Source organism: Paeniglutamicibacter sp. NPDC091659 (genome assembly GCF_044756805.1).
In the GTDB taxonomy this organism is placed as follows: Bacteria; Actinomycetota; Actinomycetes; order Actinomycetales; family Micrococcaceae; genus Paeniglutamicibacter.
Genome location: NZ_JBIVTO010000012.1, coordinates 42,222 through 58,693, shown reverse-complemented (window position 1 = coordinate 58,693; position 16,472 = coordinate 42,222). Strand labels below are relative to the sequence as shown.

Genomic DNA, 16,472 nt, shown 5'->3' with positions numbered 1-16,472 from the left:
TGGCGGTTACTCGCTGGCGAGTCCCTGCACCGGGGCAAGCCTGGCGGCCCGGCGTGCCGGGACGATCGAGGCGGCAAGGGCTGCCACGACGCTGATCGCGATGACGCCGGCCAGCTGCAGCCACGGGATGGAGACGACCATGGATCCGAAGGACGCCATGACCGACTGCGCGCCGAGCAGGCCGTAGGCGGTGCCGATCAGCACGCCGAGCAGCGCCGCGACGCCGCCGATGAGCACGGCTTCGGTGGCCAGCATGCCGCGCAGCTGCCCGCGGGTCAGGCCCAGGGCCCTCAGCAGGGAGTTCTCCCGGGTGCGTTCGAGCACCGAGAGGCTCAGCGTGTTGGCCACGCCGATCAGCGCGATGAACACCGCCACGGCCAGCAGGCCGGAGACGATCAGCAGCAGCATGTCGATGACCTGGTTGAACATCTGCTTTTCCATGACGCCGCCGGACACCGCGTATTCGTCGACGTCCAGCGTGGAGGCCAGGTCCGTGGCCAGCGTGCGCAGCTGCGCACCGCTGAGCGAATCATCGACCTTGAGCCACAGCTTGGCGGAGGTTTCGGCCGGGGCCTTGCCCTGCGAGACGCCCAGCACGCTGGAGGCGGTTTCCCAGGTCATGACCGAGTCGATCATGTTGGCTTCGCTGACAAGCAGCTTCAGCTCGCCCTTCGTGCCGCCGTCGCCGACCGCCTTCACCGTCTTGCCGTCCCAGTAGCTGGCCACCAGGACCTCGCCGGCCTTGGGCAGCTGACGGTCGGTGTTGAGCACCGCCGCCATGTCCGTGGAGTCCGCGGCATAGAGCGACTGGCCGTCCTCGGTCTCCCCCACGCCGGTGAGCAGGGCGGTGGATTCCACGCCGCCCAGTTCCCGGACCTTGCCCAGGTTCTCCGGGGTCAGCGAAGCAAGGTCGCCGCCTTGGACCTCCATGTCCACCAGGAATTCGCTGCCCAGCGCATCGCCCAGGGAGGACTTCGCCGTCTGCGCGCCGACCATCATCATGGACACCAGCGTCACACCGATGAGCAACGCGGTGGCGGTGGCGGTGGTGCGGCCCGGGTTGCGGACGGCGTTGAGGCTGGCCAGCTTGCCCGGGACGGTTCCGCCGGAGGTCAGCTTGCCGATGAAGGCGACGGACTTGGGCAGGAAGAGCGAACCGAGCATGAGGATGCCCGGGAAGGAGAGCAGACCGCCGCCGAAGGCGATCAGCAGGTCGCCCTTGGCCGCGCCGTAGACAAGCGCCGCGGCGCCCGCGGCAAGCAGCAACAGGCCGAGGACGATCCGGACCTTGCCCGAGGTGTTGGCCAGCGACACGTCGTCGGCCGGGCGCAACGCGGCAAGCGGTGCCACGGCCATGGCCTTGCGGGCCGGGACCCATGCTGCGACCAGGGTGATGAGCGTGCCCGCGGCGATGGTTCCCAGCACGGCCAGCGGCGGCACGGCGAGGGTCGCGAAGGACATTTCGGAAACGTTGGCTGCCAGGATCTTGATCAGCAGCGACATGATGCCCGTGGCCAGCAGGACGCCGGCCGCCGAGGCCAGCAGCCCGACGATCAGTGCCTCGACGAGCACCGAGGCCCGGATCTGGGAGCGCACGGCACCCAGGGTGCGCATGAGCGCCAGCTCCCGGGTGCGCTGTGCGACCAGCACCGAGAAGGTGTTCATGACGACCAGCCCGGTGACCACCAGGGCGATCAGCGCGAAGACCAACAGCACGATGGTGAGCTGGTCGTTGCCGTCGGAGAACATGGCGATGTCGGCGACGATGCGCTCGTCGGGGGTCAACACCGTGAAGTACTTGACGCCCGTGCCCTCGACGGAGGCGACCAGGGCGGTCTTCAGCGAGGCGAGGGCCGCGGGGTCCTCGGCGCGGACAATGATCTGGTTGTAGTCGGCGGGCGTGTCTCCCCCGAGCGTTTTCAGCAAGTCGGGGGTCACCGAAAGGCTCATGGTGGAACCGGTCAGTGGGTCGTTGGAGGTTGCGGTGATGCCGCTGACCACCACGTGCCGGCCCTTGGCGTTCTCGGAACCGTCGGAAAGTTCGATGGTGTCGCCCACCGAGATGTTGTATTCCTTGGCGTACACGGCATCGACGGCGACCTGTTCGCCGTCGGCGGGCATGGTGCCGCTTTCCAGGGTGGTGGTGTTCAGCTGCGCATCCGTGGCGGGGGTGCTGACCAGGGCGTAGTAGCGCTTGCTGCCTGCCTGGACGCTGGCCCCGGCATTGCTGGTTCCGTGGACGGCCGCCACCCCGGGGGTCTTGCTGATTGCTTCCAAGGCCTTGGAGCCGAGCGTGAACGACTCGCTCTTGGCGTCGTTGTCGTTGTCATAGGCGGCATTCATGTCGCCGCTGACGACCAGGTCGGAGCTGGCATAGGCCGAGCCGATGCTGTTTTTCAGGGATTCGGTGGCCGAGGCGTTGACCATGAGGGTCGCGGCGAGGAACGCCGTGCCGATCATGACCGCGAGGATCACCGCGATGAACCGGCGCGAGTACGCCTTGAGGTTTGCGAGGGCTAGCTGGATCAACTTAAGCTCCCAAACCGGAAAGTGCCTGGGTCACCGATTCAACGGTGGGGTCCTCCAGCTGGCCGACGAGCTGGCCGTCCTTCATCAGCAGCACGGTGTCCGCGTAGGAGGCGGCGACGGCGTCGTGGGTGACCATGATGATGGTCTGGCCCATTTCCCTGGTGGAGGAACGCAACAGCGAGAGGACCTCGGCACCGGTGCGCGAGTCCAGGTTGCCTGTCGGCTCGTCGCCGAAGACCACCTCGGGGCGGGTGAGCAGGGCGCGGGCCACGGCCACGCGCTGCTGCTGGCCGCCGGAGAGCTCGTGCGGCTTGTGGTTCAGGCGGTCCGTCAGGCCGAGCGTGGTCACGATGGTCTCCAGCCAGGCCAAATCGTGCTTCTTGCCGGCCAGGGCCAGCGGGAGCAGGATGTTCGCCTCGGCGGTCAGCGTCGGGACGAGGTTGAAGGACTGGAAGACAAAGCCGACCTTTTCGCGGCGCATCTTGGTCAGTGCATCGTCATTCAGCTTGGAGATATCGGTGCCGCCGATGAAGATCTGGCCGCCGTTGGCCTCGTCGAGGCCGGCGAGGCAGTGCATCAGGGTGGACTTGCCGGAGCCCGAGGGGCCCATGATGGCGGTGAAGCGTCCGCGGGCGAAGGAGACGTCGACGCCGCGCAGGGCCTCGACGCGGGTTGATCCCTCGCCGTAGGTCTTGGTCAGGCCCGTGGCGTAGACAGCGATATCGGTGCTGGTATGAGGTGCAGTAATGGTCATACCAACACGTTATGTTGCGGCTGTATGGTTTTGGATCATCCGTAGGGCCCTACTTGGAGTCCTTGCGGCTCATACCCGGGTATGAGACAGCACGCTCACAGGGTGGTGGGCTAGGCTCGTGGCCCTATGCTTTATTTCCCCGCGTCCACCGTCACCGTGCTGGTCGTTCTCGGTGTGTTGGCTTGCGTCCTGCTGCTGGTGCGCCTGCTGGTGTTGCACCGGAACGGCGACCGGACGCGCATTCGCAGGATCGCCAGGGTGGCGGTTCCGGCGTGGGCGATCGGATTGATGGTTGCCGTCTTCTCTGCATCGCCGCAGCCGGATCCGTCGATCCCGGGCGGAACGTTCAACTGGGTGCCGTTCCTGGCCCACGGGGAACGCGACCTCGGCGTCGAGCTTGCGGCGAACCTCGGGCTCTTTGCCCCGCTGGCACTGGTGCTTGCGTTCTGCTGGCGCAGCCGTGCGGTCGCCAAGACGACGCTGCTGGTGCTGGGGCTCTCGGCCTGCGTCGAGGTGGCCCAGCTGCTGTTGGACAACAACCGGGCCGCCGACATCACCGACGTCATCACCAATACCGCGGGCGGTTTGGCTGCGGCGAGCATTTGTTGGGCGTTGACGCGAATCAAGGCATCGAGCACGCGCGACACCGCAGAATTGACCGTCTTCCCCCGACCCTCACACCACTGAGTCCGTTCTCTTGGCGGCCGTCACGGGTGAAATGTTTCTTTCCCCCAAAGTGGCGATCCGTCGTTTTCGGGTGGCAGTGCCGATAGACTTGGCGGAATTCCCAATTGTTTGGCTTGGAGTACCCGGTTTGGCCCTGAACATTTCTTTCCAGTCGCAAATCTATCGGTCATTGCCCGACCTGGAACGTTCCGATGCCATCGTCAACCGAATTTCCAAGGCGATCACGTTGGGCATGCTGCGAGTCGGCGAGCGCCTGCCCAACGAAATCGACATGTCCGAGATGTTCGGTGTTGCTGCGGCAACCCTGCGTGATGCCCTTGCCGTCCTGCGCGACCAGGGAATCGTTGAGACCCGGCGTGGGCGCAATGGCGGCACCTTCATTTTGAAACAACCCCAGTTCCAGCTTGATGTCATGCGTGACTGGCTGCGAAACATGTCGATTGCCGAAATCCGGGATCTTGGCGACGAACAGTCCGCCATTGCTGCTGCCACGATCCGGTTGGCATGCGATCGTGCCGAACCACACGAGTTGGAGCGCCTGCAGGATCTGGCCCGTTCTTTGGTCTTGGCCGACAGCGCCCAGGCCAGGGCTCGAGCAGACAGCCGTTTCCACATTGAGCTGGCCGTCACCGCCCAATCCACCCGGCTGACGAATGCCGAGATCCGGTTGCAGGCCGAAACCGTTGAGGTCCTCTGGTCGCAATTGGGCGGCGATTTTGATGCCGAGCGTGCCACCGCCGAGCATTTGGCATTGGTGCGTGCCGTGGCCGAGGACCGCAGCCAGCAGGGCCAACAATTGGTGCTCGAACATATTCGTCGCAATACCCACCACCTCATTGATACGAAGCTTGCGCTGAGCTACGCGACCGCCCCGAAGGATGCCGAATGAGCCAGCCCCAACCGGTAGCAGCTGCTTTGAGTTCCATTTGCGATTGGTTCCGTGAGGCCTCGGTGTCCACATACGCCTTGGCCGCGGGGCTCACCGACCTGTTCACGAGCAAGCTTCCCCGCGGTTCGCATGTCTCCGGCGGGGACCTGGCGGGACTGCAGGAACTCGCGGCCGCATTCCTTCAGGAGCATCCATTTGCCTGCGGGTCCGGCGCAACATTTTCATCGGCGCGGGTCGCCGAGGGCCAGGGTCTGCTGGAGTGGTGGACGCCGGGTCCCCGCGGAGCAGAGAAGTTGGTGTTGGACCTGGACCCGGGTGGCGAAAGGTTTTATGACTATGAGCGACTTCCCTTCTTCACTGCCGCCGAAAGGACCGGTGAAGAAACCATCTGGGGTCCATACGTCGATTACTTGGGTTCCGACGAGTACATCCTCACGCACACGGCACCCTTTTATGTCCATGGGCAATTTACCGGCGTCGCCGGCTATGACGTCACGGTCCGTGCACTGGAAGAGGCCTTGCTGCCGACGATGCGTTTGATCAGCGGCCACGCGGCGTTGCTGAACGCCAGCAACCGGGTCATCATCGGCAATTCCGGCGCCTACCTGGTGGGCGACCGCATCAAGGCAGCCCCCGCGGGCAGCCGGATCGTCCCTCTGGACATCCCGCATTTGGGCTTTTCAATGTTGGTCCCAGCCTGAGGCAGCCGGTGGGTCGAGGTTCCCGACCCACCGGCCGCGTCAAGGTCTCAGACTCGCTGCGACATCTGGCTTCGCCGAAGCCGTGCCTGTTCCACCAGGGCTCCGAAGATCGCGGTGCGGTCCGTATCAGATCCGTCGCGGTCTTCCGGATGCCACTGCATGGCCACGGCCCATGTGTGGTCCGGATGTTCGGTGCCCTCTACGATCCCGTCGTCGGCGACCGCACTGACCAGCAGTTCCGGGGCCACTCGGTCCACGGCTTGGTGATGCCCCGATCGCACGGTGATCCGTTCACGGCCCAGGATCGCCCGAATCTTGCTGCCTTCTCCCAGCGTGACTTGTTCGTCAAGAAACATGGGTTTCCCTGGTTGTCCCTGGTGCAGGGTGGAAGGGACAATATCGGGGATCAGCGTCCCGCCGAGCGCAACGTTGAACAGCTGCGATCCCCGGCATATCGCCAGCAGCGGCTGGTCTCGTCCGAGGGTCCGATGGATCATGTCAATGCAGAAGTCATCGGCTCTTCGATCTACCCCATAGGCGTTGGGAATCCCGCCCAAGTGTCCGTATAGTTCGGCGTCGACGTCCCCGCCACCCAGGAAGATCACCCCATCGGCCTCTTCGGCCGCCGATGCGCTCCCGGGGTCTGCGGCGGCGCTGTCGATCAGGATTGCCCGGGCGCCGCAGTCCAGCAGCTGGTCAAAGGCACTGCGGGTGAAGCTGCGCATAATGTCATGACTCTCCCCCACCATGCCCGGGAATGTCAGTGAGACCACCACCGCCACCAGTGGCGCGTCCTGCGGCAATTGATCGAATCCCTCGGGAATTACATCTTCGAGGGCAAGTACCAGGTCTTTGCGTGATTCGGTGCTCATGCCGTGGCTACCTCCAAGGTGTTTGGGGCGCCGGGCGCAATGTCGGTTGCCCGTTGGTCTTTTGCTGCCTCGATCACCCATTCAAATAGCGCATGGTCGCTCGTCGATTCTTCGGCCAGGTCCTCCGGGTGCCATTGGACCGCGAGCAGCCTTGCCTCGGGAACTTCCAAGGCCTCAACGACCCCGTCCGAAGCCCGACCCGCAACTCGCAGACCCTCCCCCACCCGGTCAACCGCTTGGTGGTGGTAGGACGAAGTGCGCACCGGGGCAGGCCCCAGAACCGAGGCAAGCAGGGTACCGGATTCAATGGTGACCAAATGCTCGGCTCCGCGGTGTTCCACCGTGCCAACGGGCAGGTGCCCAATCAGAGTTCCGCCGTGGATGACGTTGAGTAGTTGCAGGCCGCGGCAAATCGCCAACGTGGGGATCCGGGACTCCAGACAGCCCTCCAGGAGGGCAGCCTCGTACGCGTCCTGTCCCGGATAGTCGGCCGGCCAATAGTGCTGATCGGGTTCACTGCCGTAGCGGCGTGGATCGATGTCCGCGCCGCCGGGAATGACCATGCCGTCCACGCGCGCCAGCTGTTCTGCCGCTGATTCGCTGCTGCCGGGGAACAGGATGACAGCTTCGCCGCCGGCCCGGTCAATGGAGCGCAGCACCTGCACCGCCACGGCCGTCCCGGCAAAGCGCATGCCCTGCACTTTGGCCGACCACATGCCGGGAACCCCAATCAGCGGCCGCCGTCCCGCGGTGGGTGCGCCCGTCATGCCCGGCTGCCCGTGGGCGTGTCGGCAGTGTGTTCCAGCGGGAATTCGAGCGTGGGCATCCACGCCTTCCAGACCTCGCCCAGGCTGCCATCGGCAATGACAGCCGTCAGCGCCGCATCGAACTCCTCCCGCAGGACCGGGTTGTCCTTCGCGACCCCGATGCCCCACGGGTTGCGGGTGGCCACCGTGAAGGCGACATCGTACCGGGGGTCGTTGGCGAGCGGAACCAACACCACGTCGTCATCGACCATGGCGTCCACGGTGGAATCGGCCACCGCCGCCAGCATGTCTTCATACACGGTGTCGCCACTGAACGGAACCAGGATGGCACCCTCGAAGGTCTTCGCCAGACGCATGTTGGCGCTGCCGGCAATGGCTGCCACCTTGTAACCGGCGAGGTCCGCCGGGGTACGCGCCGGGTCCCCCTTGCGCACCAAGACGGTCTCATCAAAGATGGCGTAGGGGCGGGTGAAATCCACGACCGCCTGGCGTTCGGGGATGATGCCCTGCCCGCACCACACGGCATCCACGCGGCGATCGCGTACCGCGGGGAGCATCTCGTCCCAGCCCATGACGACCCATTGGATTTCCAAGCCCATGCGTGCGGCGACCAGTGCGGCCACAGCCGGTTCATAGCCGGTGCGGTTTCCCCGGGCATCCACCGGGTCGAAGAGCGGGGACGCATCGGCATCGATGCAAGCCAGTGTCAGCGTGCGCATTACGGCATCGTCTCCCAGTACATTTCGCGGTCCCATTCGGTGATCGAGCCGCAGTATCGGGCCCATTCCTCCTGCTTCAGCTTGGTGTAAATGGAGACGAGATCGCCCGGGAGCTGGGAAGTCAGGTAGGTGTCGGAGACGAATGCGTCCACCGCATCGCCCAAGGTCAGCGGCAGCTGGGTGCCATCGGCTGGAACGTTGTCGGAGGCCTCATCCGGGGCTCCCGGATCCAGTTTACGGTTGATCCCGTCCTCCATCGAGGCAATCAGCAGGGCATGGGACAGATAAGGGTTCACGGCCGCATCCGGCACCCGGTATTCCATCCGGCCGTTGGCCGAGATGCGGATCAAGCAGCCTCGCGAGTCCAGACCCCAGTTGGCGGTGGAAGGCGCGAACTGTCCGGCATCCCAGAACCGTTTGTAGGAGTTCACGGTGGAGGCCATCACTGCCATGGAACCCTGGGCATGAGCCAGCATGCCACCAATTGCATGCTTGGCTGTTTCCGAGACGTGCAGCTCCAGGCGGCCCGCGTCTTCGATGACGTTGATGTCCCCGTCCCAGAGACTGAGGTTGTGGTGGCAGCCGTTGCCCATCTGGCCGTTGTAGGGCTTGGGCATGAAGGAGGCTGTGACCCCGAATTCGCGGGCTACCTGCTTACAGATCTGCCGGTAGGTGACCAGGCGGTCGGCTGTCTTTTCCACACGGTCGTACATCCAGTTCAGCTCGAGCTGGCCGTCATCCTCGTAGTCTCCTTCGATCATGTCCAGGCCCATGGCTTTGGAGTAGGTGACAAGTTTCTTGTAGATCGGACGCATGCGCTCGAGGTTTTCCACCTGGTAGGCGGGGCTGGAACCCGGGCGTTTGACGACCTCAAGACCTGGCCCTTCCCAGGTCATTTCGGGTTCGGTGCCCGAGCGCACTTCCAAACCCGTGCGTTCGGTGAAGGCAGCGTGGGTGCGCGTGAGGAGCGCGCGGGTGTCTATGGCCAGCGGCCGGCCACCGACCTCCGGCAGATGCGGGGGTTCGTATGCGGTGCAGAAGATCCGGGCGACCGAAGTGTCCCAAGGCAGCACCACGAAGGAATCAGGTTCCGGCAGGGCCCAGAATTCGCGGGCCTCGATGCCGCCGCCGATCAGGTTGCCGTGGCGATCGTTTTGCAGGTCGGACAGCGCCGTCCGGTGGAAGCAGATGCCTTTTTCCAGGTTGCGACGGAAGTGGTTGGCCGGCACCATCTTGGCGACCACGCGCGAACCGATGGTGGGCAGCGCATAGTAAATGTATTCAACTCCGGCAGCCTCGATCCGGGCCGCCAGGTCCCTGATGACCTCGGGCTCCAGGTTGCGTGTCTGGTGCCGGGCAAAGGCGTCGCGGTCCATCAGTGCGTCGGTTTCGGTACGGAATAGTTGCAAAGTCATCTAACTCAACTCATTTCTGCTTGAAGTCTTAGGTGGTGACAAGCGCGCCGGCGTCGAGCACCAGCTGGCGGTATTGCAAGTTTTTTTGGGCCGGGAGCCCTGCGTTGACAACCCCGATGAGTGTCCCGTTGCGGTAGTAGCCAACTGCCACTCCCGCCTCCGGGTCCAGCGGTTCACCCTCCAGGATTCGGGTCTCATCGGCGTGGGCGGGTGAACCGATGCCGTTGATGCGGAGCCCAAAGAGGTCGGTCCAGAACGTTGGAAGCGGGGATGGCGCCTCGGCAGGTGGCCGGTTGCCGAGCCCCGCGACCAGTGCCGGGGCAGCGATCTTGGCGGTGTCGCTGGGGGTTGCCCAATGCTCAACCCGTCTGGCCGGCAGGGCATTGCGCACGTCGGGGTAGCGGGCGATGTCGCCGACAGCGACGACCCCGACCAGCGGTTTTCCGTCCGCCGAAAGCACCCGCATGTGGCTGTCGCATTCCACCCCGTCGCCGAGGTCAAGTCCGTTGCCGGCCAACCATTCAATGTTGGCCATCGAACCCACCGCTTCGATGATCACCTCGGCATCCACCACGGTGCCGTCGGAAAGCTCTACCCCGGAGCAGGATTCATCACCCAGGCAGGCAACCACCGACACTCGTTCGCGACAGTCGATGCCGCATCCCGCCAGCAGATGACGTACCCCGCGGGAGAGCGCAGATCCCAGTGGACGTTCCATCGGGCCCGTGTTCCCTTCCACGAGGGTCACCGTGCAGCCAAGGGATGCGGCAGTCGCGGCGCTTTCGCAGCCGATGAACCCTGAGCCGATAACGACCACCCGGGCTCCGGGCACCAGTGCCGTGTGCAGCGCCAGGGCATCGTCAATGGTCCGCAGGACGAAACGTCCGGCACTCGGACCAGGCACTGCAACCCGGGCTGGGCGAAGCCCCGTGGCAACCACCAACCCGTCAAAGCCGAGCTCTTCCCCACCGTCGAGGGTGAGGGTTCCCGCCTCCAAGTTGGAGCTGGCGATGCGGGTTCCCAACCGCCACTGGATCTCGGTGGCGTTGCGCCGGGGTCGAAAAGCCAGCTTGGCCAATGCCTCCTCGGCTGTACCTGGTGCGGCCAGCACATCCTTGGACAAAGGTGGCCGGTTGTAGGGTGGGTGTTTTTCATCGCCGATAACCATGATTTCCCCGTCCCAGCCGGCCGCCCGCAGTTGTTCGGCGGCGCGTAGTCCCCCGAGCGAGGCACCTGCGACAATGATCCGCTGCCGCATGGCTAGTCCTTCAGGAAGATGGCTTGGACCGGACACACATCGATGGCTTCCTCGACCTCGTCGATGAGTCCATCGTCGAAGGTTTCGACGTATTCCAGGACTCCCTCGTCGTTCATCGAGAAAACAGCCGGGGCCGCGATGGCGCATTGGCCATGGTTGTCGCATAGTTTACGGTCGACGGTGATCTGTGCCATGGTGAAACTCGTTTCTTTGGTACCGGTAGTCAGGTGTTTTGGGCGGTGTTCTAGCCGCGTTTGGTGAACCCGATGGGCAGTCGGATGGGGCCGGTATTGCCCGAGTCAGGCAGCCATTCGTCCCCGCCGATCAGGTGCGGGTTTCCCAGGCGACTGGCGAGCAGCGGCAGGGCCTCGCTCATGTCGGCGCGTGCAACGAAGTGGCCCAGACAGTGATGGACGCCGCCACCGAATCCGTAGTGTGCAGGGTGCTCGCCGAGCAAATCCAGTTCAGGGTTCGGGAACGCACGCGGATCCGTTCCCGATGCCTGGGTAAACAGGTGCACGGTGGTGCCGGCAGTGATGTCCAGTCCCTGGTAGTTGAAGTCTTCGACAGCCTCACGGGTTACCCACGTGACTGTCGGGTTGATGCGCATGACCTCTTCGACTGCTTTGGCGCCCAGCTCCGGGCGTTCGGCCAGCAGCTCCCACTGGTCGGGGTTGCGCATGAATGACTGCATGGCCAGACCCAATTGGTTGCGGGTTGTGTCCATGCCGCCGAAGATCAACAGCACCAGGGCGTTGCGCAGTTCCTCGTCGCTGAGCTTGTCGCCATCGCGGCTGGCCAGCACCAGCCGGGAGACGAAGTCTTCGCCTGGGTTTGACTGGCGGTCCTTGATGAGCGCCTCCGCGTAGGCATAGAGCTCGGCCACGGCCGCGTCAACCTTGTCCAGGTCCTGCTTGAACGTGACACCCAGGGCCAATCCAATGGTGGAGGCGAGCCGGGCGATCGTTGGCCATTCGCTTTCCGGAATACCAAGCAGGATGGTCAGCACGCGTGTCGCATAGGGTTCGGCGAAATCACCAATGAATTCGCATTCACCCTTGTCAATGAATTCATCGATGAGTTCGTTGGCCAGTGATTGGAAGCGTGGCACCAGATCCTTGATCAGCCTTGGGGAGAATGCCGGGTTGAGCAGGCGGCGGATCCGGTGGTGGTCCTCGCCCTCTAGAACCAGCAGGTTCTTGGTCCACCAGTCGAAAAACAGACCGCCATGCACGCCGTTGTGCGCCGGCCACTTGGCACTGCCTTGGATGAGCTTGGGGCTCTTGAGCAGCTTGCTGACCTCGTCGTAGCGCAACACAGCGATTCCGTAGTTGGTTTTCGCGTACCAGCTGGCCTCACGGGCGTTGCGCAGTTCCTCCGACTGCATGGCAAACTTCGGATCGGAGATGTTCAGGTAGGGGACGTCAATGTGGTTGGGTGCGGTTTCGACGCTCACGGCGTGATCCTCTCGTGGTGGCTGTGGAAGTTGTTGGATGGGCCTTCCGGCTCATCGCAGACGAAGAAATGAGGACTAGGATTTGTTGGCAAAGTTCTGGGTTTTGATGGCATCGGCGGCCGGGGCATCGCCCAACAGGTGCGGCTTGCGTATGGCCAGGTACAGGCCTCCGACCGCCAGCACGACGAGGGAGGAAATCAGGACGATGTAGTTGGCAAACCATCCCGCTTCCGGGGTGCGTGGCCAGACCATGTTGAGCATGCCCAGGATTCCCCAGAACAGTGCCAGCACGTTGACCGGTATGCCCCATCCGCCAAGCTGGAACTTGCCGGCGGGCTTCCACCCCTTCAGTCGGGCGCGCAAGGCGGCCAGGATGACCATTTGGAACCCCATGTACATTCCCATGGCCGCGAAGGAAATGATCGCTACCAGCGCGTCCTCGGATATCTTTGAACCAATGACCACCAGTGCGGGGAAGATACCCGCGACCAGCAGCGCGTAGGGCGGTACATGGCGCCGTTCGCTGAAGCGGCTCAGCAAACCACTGGCCGGCAGGATGCCATCGCGTGCCATGGAGTAGGTCAGTCGACTGGCCGCTGCCTGCAGGCTCAGCACGCAGGAAACGAATGAAATGAGAACCACGCCAAGAACCACCCTGTATCCAACCGGGCCGAACGCTGCCAGCAGCACGCCCCCTAGCGGATCAGCGTCTGCACCGGAGATCACCGCACCAAAGTCGGGGACGGCCAAGATGAGGGAGAGGCAGACGAACATTGCGGCTGCGCCACCGATGTAGATGGTCATACGCATGGCCTTGGGGATGGTGCGGCCCGGGTTCGGGACTTCCTCGGCGACGTCGCCACAGGCCTCAAAGCCGTAGTACTGGAAGATACCGATCAGTCCGGCTGCGGCAAAGGCAACGAAGTAATCCGATCCTTCTCCAGCGCCAAAAGTATTGAAGAGGACCGATAGATCATGCTGCCGGTGCCCGATGATCAGCCACAGGCCAACGACGACTGCGCCGCCGAGTTCGGCGATCAGACCGATCATTGCCACCTTGTTCAGCACCCCGGTGCCCAGAAGATTGAGGCATGTTGCAATCGCGATGATGGCCAATGCGGCCAGGATGGTTGCGTCGACGGTGCTTTCCAGTCCCAGGAAGGAAGCGAGGTAGGGACCGGCACCATAGGCAACCGAGGCAATAGTGGTCAGCAGCGCGGCGAGATAGACCCAGCCGTTCATCCAACCCCATTTGCGGCCCCATAGCCGCCGCGACCAAGGGTATACCCCGCCAGCCACCGGATAGTTCGAAACAATTTCTCCAAAGATCATGGCGACCAGAAGCTGCCCCACGCCGACAATGACCAGTGACCAGAACATCGGGGGCCCGGCGGTGCCCAACGCGATGGCGAACAGCGAGTAGATGCCCACCACTGGTGAAAGGTAAGTAAAACCAAGCGAGACGTTGCCCCAGAAGGTCATTTCTCGTTTGAACTGCGTTTCATACTTGTAGCCGAGCGATGCTAGGTGCGCGGCATCCTCATCGGGCGAGGACTTTGATGCTTCGCGTGACTCTATAGACACGACGTCTCCTTGGCTGGAATGCGGTGTGGGGATCGATTTTCCGGAGCCACAAGTCATTGTGATGCGCATCACGTGATCTCCTGCAAAAACTGTATCCGTGAATGATTTAGAACACAACACTCTCCTCGGGATTTTTGCCACGGAGAGATTCCAGGAGATGCACCCTTGAAACCGCGAAGAACATTATCCATATCGCAGACTTAGGACGAAAAACAAGCGAGTCGACAACCTCCGAAAGGCCGGCGGCTCGCCCTTCCATGAGGAATCGGCTTCGAATTATTACCTGCAGTTTTGCAGTTTAAGAAGGAGTGCCGAGTCTCTGCCTTCGCCAAGCTGCAGCAAGTTCCGAAAAACCAGCGCACCCGCGCCCAGCAGACTCACGCTCAGCAAAATCGACAAGATCCACACAAAACAAGCCGGCACGCAAAAACGCTCGCACCCTAGTCTCAAACTGGAGAAACTAAGGCACGAGCGTTTCGATCAAAGGCCAACTCTCGGTAAACAACCATTGACCAATCTGCTTTCGCCGTGGTCGCATCGGAGATTTTAGAGCCAATGTCGTTTGGTTAGGGACCAGGATCGGGTCTCGAGATGTGCGTGTGTGTGTTCAGCGTTGCGGGGTAGGTTCGCCGGTCTATGCCACGACCTTTGGCCCGATACTTCGAGATCCCGCGTTTGACCACGCGGGCCGGGTGCACGCCCCGGCGCAAGGTAAGCGGTTTGTCAGTACCGCGGCCCCGAGCTTTCCGACCAGATCAAGGATGGACTGCGCAAGGATCCCGACTTCCTGAATGCCTTGGTCTGGTGCGGCCCGAATAGCAGGGTGGTGAATGAGGCTCACCCCGGATCGATCTCCGGACGATCAAGGATCGCATCGCTCATCGCGGACGTAGCATCTGGCAGGCCGTGAGCAGGTCCCTGACCTCCTGCTCGACTCCGGAGGAATACCGACACCCACCGAGCAAACCATCATTGTCCCCGAGATCTCCTCCGCTGGTCTCGTGCTGCCGCAACTGGCACTCGCCCTGACCCAAACCTGTGCCACCTGCGTCGAGGTATTGGCACAGGCAGAAAAGACTTGCGGAGGCCCGCCCTCTTCACCAGCTCCGCTCACCCATGCCAGCGCTCGGTGTCAGGGCCAAGGCCCGCGACCTCACCGAAATCGTCGACCGGGACTTCAAGACCGCGGGACATCTTAGATCCTACGCTGGGCTAGCCTTGGTCACATCGAGATCCGGGACCTCCATTCGAGACTCTCACTCCTCGAGTCAACGCAACAAAGTTCTCAAACGCGCTTTGCTTACTTTCGGCGCTTACGGCACTTGAATGCAAGGACCGAAGTTTGCGGGTCTATTACGACCGCAACCGGACCGAAGGAAAGAGGCACAAGCAGGCTGCCATCGGCCTGGTCGGCGCCGCTGCAACACGACCCCGCATGCGAGGCGGTCCGGCTCGGAAGATCCGAACTGAGCCGCTCAAAATCGCCCTCCGAAATATCTAGGAATACCTCCCAAACCCAGCAGAAGGCTTTGCGAACCAATAAAGTGGCACCCCGGGATTCCGCGGAAGTGTCTGCGAACACTGTCTGAAAACGAGATCAACCAAGCCATCAACCAATATCAATCGTGCATTTTTGTTGCTCTAGTGCCAAACGTCATCGATGAGAATCCAGCACACATTGTTGACACTCATACTAGATAGTGATTCTATCTAGTCATGGAATCGCAACCGAACACGGAGACCGAATCACCGTCGGACACCACTTGGAACAGCGAATGGATGCGGGGCCTGCTGCCTTTGTTTATCCTCGTTTCCCTGCGCGACGGGCCTTCATACGGCTACGCCATAATTTCCAAACTCTCAGATCACGGAATCAGCGGCGTCAAGGGAGGCACCCTCTATCCGCTTTTGTCGCGCCAACAGGAGGCGGGCCTCGTCACGACTGAGTGGAAGCCCGGGGATGGCGGACCAGGACGCAAGTACTTTGCGCTCACTCCCAGCGGCAGCGCCGAGGTAGAACGGCTCCGCGCAGAATGGACCCGCTTCATCAGGACCGCCGAAAAATTCATCATCAATGACGGGAAACTCTAATGAATACGACAGATCGATGGATAGTTGAGTTCCGCACAGAACTCGAGAAACGTCAGGTGCCAAACCACCGTATCGACGACGAAGTGGACACCGTTCGTGAGCATATTCGCGAAGCCGGCGACGATGCAGATGCCGCGTTTGGAGACCCTGTTGCCTACGCTGCAACCCTTGCCGACCCTGCCGACGATGACGCCCCAGGCGGTTTTCCCATCCTGGTTCTGTTGGCGGTCATCGCGTTCTTCATTCTCTTCACAATCACGGGCACGGGGTGGGTCAGCGGCGACACGGGCATGGCTACATGGGCTATCTTGAGCGGATCGGCTCTGTTAATCTCTGCAGCGGCAATGTCGATCTCACTATTCCAACGCGCTGTATCAGCTGCGTTGCGTGACAACTTGACGCGACAGACGAACGCGCAATGGCGGCTGGCTTCGGCCGTTCTACTTCTGCTGCCGTGGACTTTCATAGGCTTTGCGGGCCTCATTCTTTCCGTGACGGCACTCCGTTAGCGGATCCTTAGGGGTCGGACGATACCTATCATCAAGCTCGCCACACTGCAGAACTCGCTGACACCGGTCCATTGACGCTCGAACTTCGCCACCGTCAGCGGCCACGCGCGACGGACAACATCGACAACGGGTCTCAGAAGAGGCCAGATACCCCAAGATCAAGAACGCTGGGAGCCCCGATACTGAACTGGGCCCCCAGCGTTTTATCTAGCGCAACTTCTCTGCGATGAATCCAACGGCC

Annotated in this window: 16 protein-coding genes; 6 read left to right on the top strand and 10 right to left on the bottom strand. The window is 62.5% G+C overall.

Features of this window, described 5'->3' with window-relative positions:
• Window positions 1-6 precede the first annotated feature (6 nt).
• Window positions 7-2,529: an ABC transporter permease gene (locus ACIQLF_RS18575; RefSeq protein ID WP_400301741.1), complete on the bottom strand. Its 2,523-nt coding sequence runs from the start codon at window positions 2,527-2,529 to the stop codon at window positions 7-9.
• Between the two features lies 1 nt (window position 2,530).
• Window positions 2,531-3,283, bottom strand: a complete 753-nt coding sequence (locus tag ACIQLF_RS18570; protein ID WP_400301738.1) for an ABC transporter ATP-binding protein — start codon at window positions 3,281-3,283, stop codon at window positions 2,531-2,533.
• Between the two features lie 126 nt (window positions 3,284-3,409).
• Between ACIQLF_RS18570 and ACIQLF_RS18565 the strand changes: the two genes are divergently transcribed.
• From ACIQLF_RS18565 to ACIQLF_RS18555, 3 genes are all read left to right on the top strand, one after another.
• Window positions 3,410-3,970: a VanZ family protein gene (locus ACIQLF_RS18565; protein ID WP_400301735.1), complete on the top strand. Its 561-nt coding sequence runs from the start codon at window positions 3,410-3,412 to the stop codon at window positions 3,968-3,970.
• Between the two features lie 127 nt (window positions 3,971-4,097).
• Complete coding sequence (locus ACIQLF_RS18560) at window positions 4,098-4,859, top strand: FadR/GntR family transcriptional regulator (RefSeq protein ID WP_400301732.1); 762 nt, start codon at window positions 4,098-4,100, stop codon at window positions 4,857-4,859.
• Window positions 4,856-5,560, top strand: coding sequence for a cache domain-containing protein (locus tag ACIQLF_RS18555; RefSeq protein WP_400301729.1), 705 nt, complete (start codon window positions 4,856-4,858; stop codon window positions 5,558-5,560). The genes ACIQLF_RS18560 and ACIQLF_RS18555 overlap by 4 nt, the downstream gene beginning before the upstream one ends.
• 47 nt (window positions 5,561-5,607) lie before the next feature.
• On the opposite strand, the gene ACIQLF_RS18550 is transcribed toward ACIQLF_RS18555, so the two are convergent.
• The 8 genes from ACIQLF_RS18550 to ACIQLF_RS18515 all read right to left on the bottom strand — a co-directional run bounded on the left by ACIQLF_RS18550 (window position 5,608) and on the right by ACIQLF_RS18515 (window position 13,631).
• Complete coding sequence (locus tag ACIQLF_RS18550; protein ID WP_400301726.1) at window positions 5,608-6,432, bottom strand: gamma-glutamyl-gamma-aminobutyrate hydrolase family protein; 825 nt, start codon at window positions 6,430-6,432, stop codon at window positions 5,608-5,610.
• Window positions 6,429-7,199, bottom strand: a complete 771-nt coding sequence (locus ACIQLF_RS18545) for a gamma-glutamyl-gamma-aminobutyrate hydrolase family protein (protein ID WP_400301724.1) — start codon at window positions 7,197-7,199, stop codon at window positions 6,429-6,431. The genes ACIQLF_RS18550 and ACIQLF_RS18545 overlap by 4 nt, the downstream gene beginning before the upstream one ends.
• Window positions 7,196-7,918: an ABC transporter substrate-binding protein gene (locus ACIQLF_RS18540; RefSeq protein ID WP_400301721.1), complete on the bottom strand. Its 723-nt coding sequence runs from the start codon at window positions 7,916-7,918 to the stop codon at window positions 7,196-7,198. Before ACIQLF_RS18540 ends, ACIQLF_RS18545 begins: the two co-directional genes overlap by 4 nt.
• Window positions 7,918-9,333 carry a glutamine synthetase family protein gene (locus ACIQLF_RS18535; RefSeq protein WP_400301719.1) on the bottom strand — a complete coding sequence of 472 codons (1,416 nt, stop codon included), beginning with the start codon at window positions 9,331-9,333 and terminating at the stop codon, window positions 7,918-7,920. Before ACIQLF_RS18535 ends, ACIQLF_RS18540 begins: the two co-directional genes overlap by 1 nt.
• A 28-nt stretch (window positions 9,334-9,361) precedes the next feature.
• Window positions 9,362-10,591 carry an NAD(P)/FAD-dependent oxidoreductase gene (locus tag ACIQLF_RS18530; RefSeq protein WP_400301716.1) on the bottom strand — a complete coding sequence of 410 codons (1,230 nt, stop codon included), beginning with the start codon at window positions 10,589-10,591 and terminating at the stop codon, window positions 9,362-9,364.
• A gap of 2 nt (window positions 10,592-10,593) precedes the next feature.
• Window positions 10,594-10,785, bottom strand: a complete 192-nt coding sequence (locus tag ACIQLF_RS18525; RefSeq protein ID WP_400301713.1) for a ferredoxin — start codon at window positions 10,783-10,785, stop codon at window positions 10,594-10,596.
• 50 nt (window positions 10,786-10,835) lie between these two features.
• Complete coding sequence (locus tag ACIQLF_RS18520; RefSeq protein WP_400301710.1) at window positions 10,836-12,047, bottom strand: cytochrome P450; 1,212 nt, start codon at window positions 12,045-12,047, stop codon at window positions 10,836-10,838.
• 75 nt (window positions 12,048-12,122) lie between these two features.
• Entirely contained in the window at window positions 12,123-13,631 is a 1,509-nt protein-coding gene (locus ACIQLF_RS18515; protein ID WP_400301708.1) for an APC family permease, read from the bottom strand.
• Window positions 13,632-14,747: 1,116 nt separating this feature from the next.
• On the opposite strand from ACIQLF_RS18515, the gene ACIQLF_RS18510 reads away from it, so the two are divergent.
• The 3 genes from ACIQLF_RS18510 (at window position 14,748) to ACIQLF_RS18500 (ending at window position 16,231) form a co-directional block, all read left to right on the top strand.
• Window positions 14,748-14,957, top strand: coding sequence for a transposase (locus ACIQLF_RS18510; RefSeq protein ID WP_400301705.1), 210 nt, complete (start codon window positions 14,748-14,750; stop codon window positions 14,955-14,957).
• Window positions 14,958-15,347: 390 nt separating this feature from the next.
• Window positions 15,348-15,722, top strand: a complete 375-nt coding sequence (locus ACIQLF_RS18505) for a PadR family transcriptional regulator (protein ID WP_400301702.1) — start codon at window positions 15,348-15,350, stop codon at window positions 15,720-15,722.
• On the top strand, window positions 15,722-16,231 hold the full coding sequence (locus ACIQLF_RS18500) for a hypothetical protein (protein ID WP_400301699.1): 510 nt from the start codon (window positions 15,722-15,724) through the stop codon (window positions 16,229-16,231). The genes ACIQLF_RS18505 and ACIQLF_RS18500 overlap by 1 nt, the downstream gene beginning before the upstream one ends.
• Window positions 16,232-16,472: the final 241 nt, after the last annotated feature.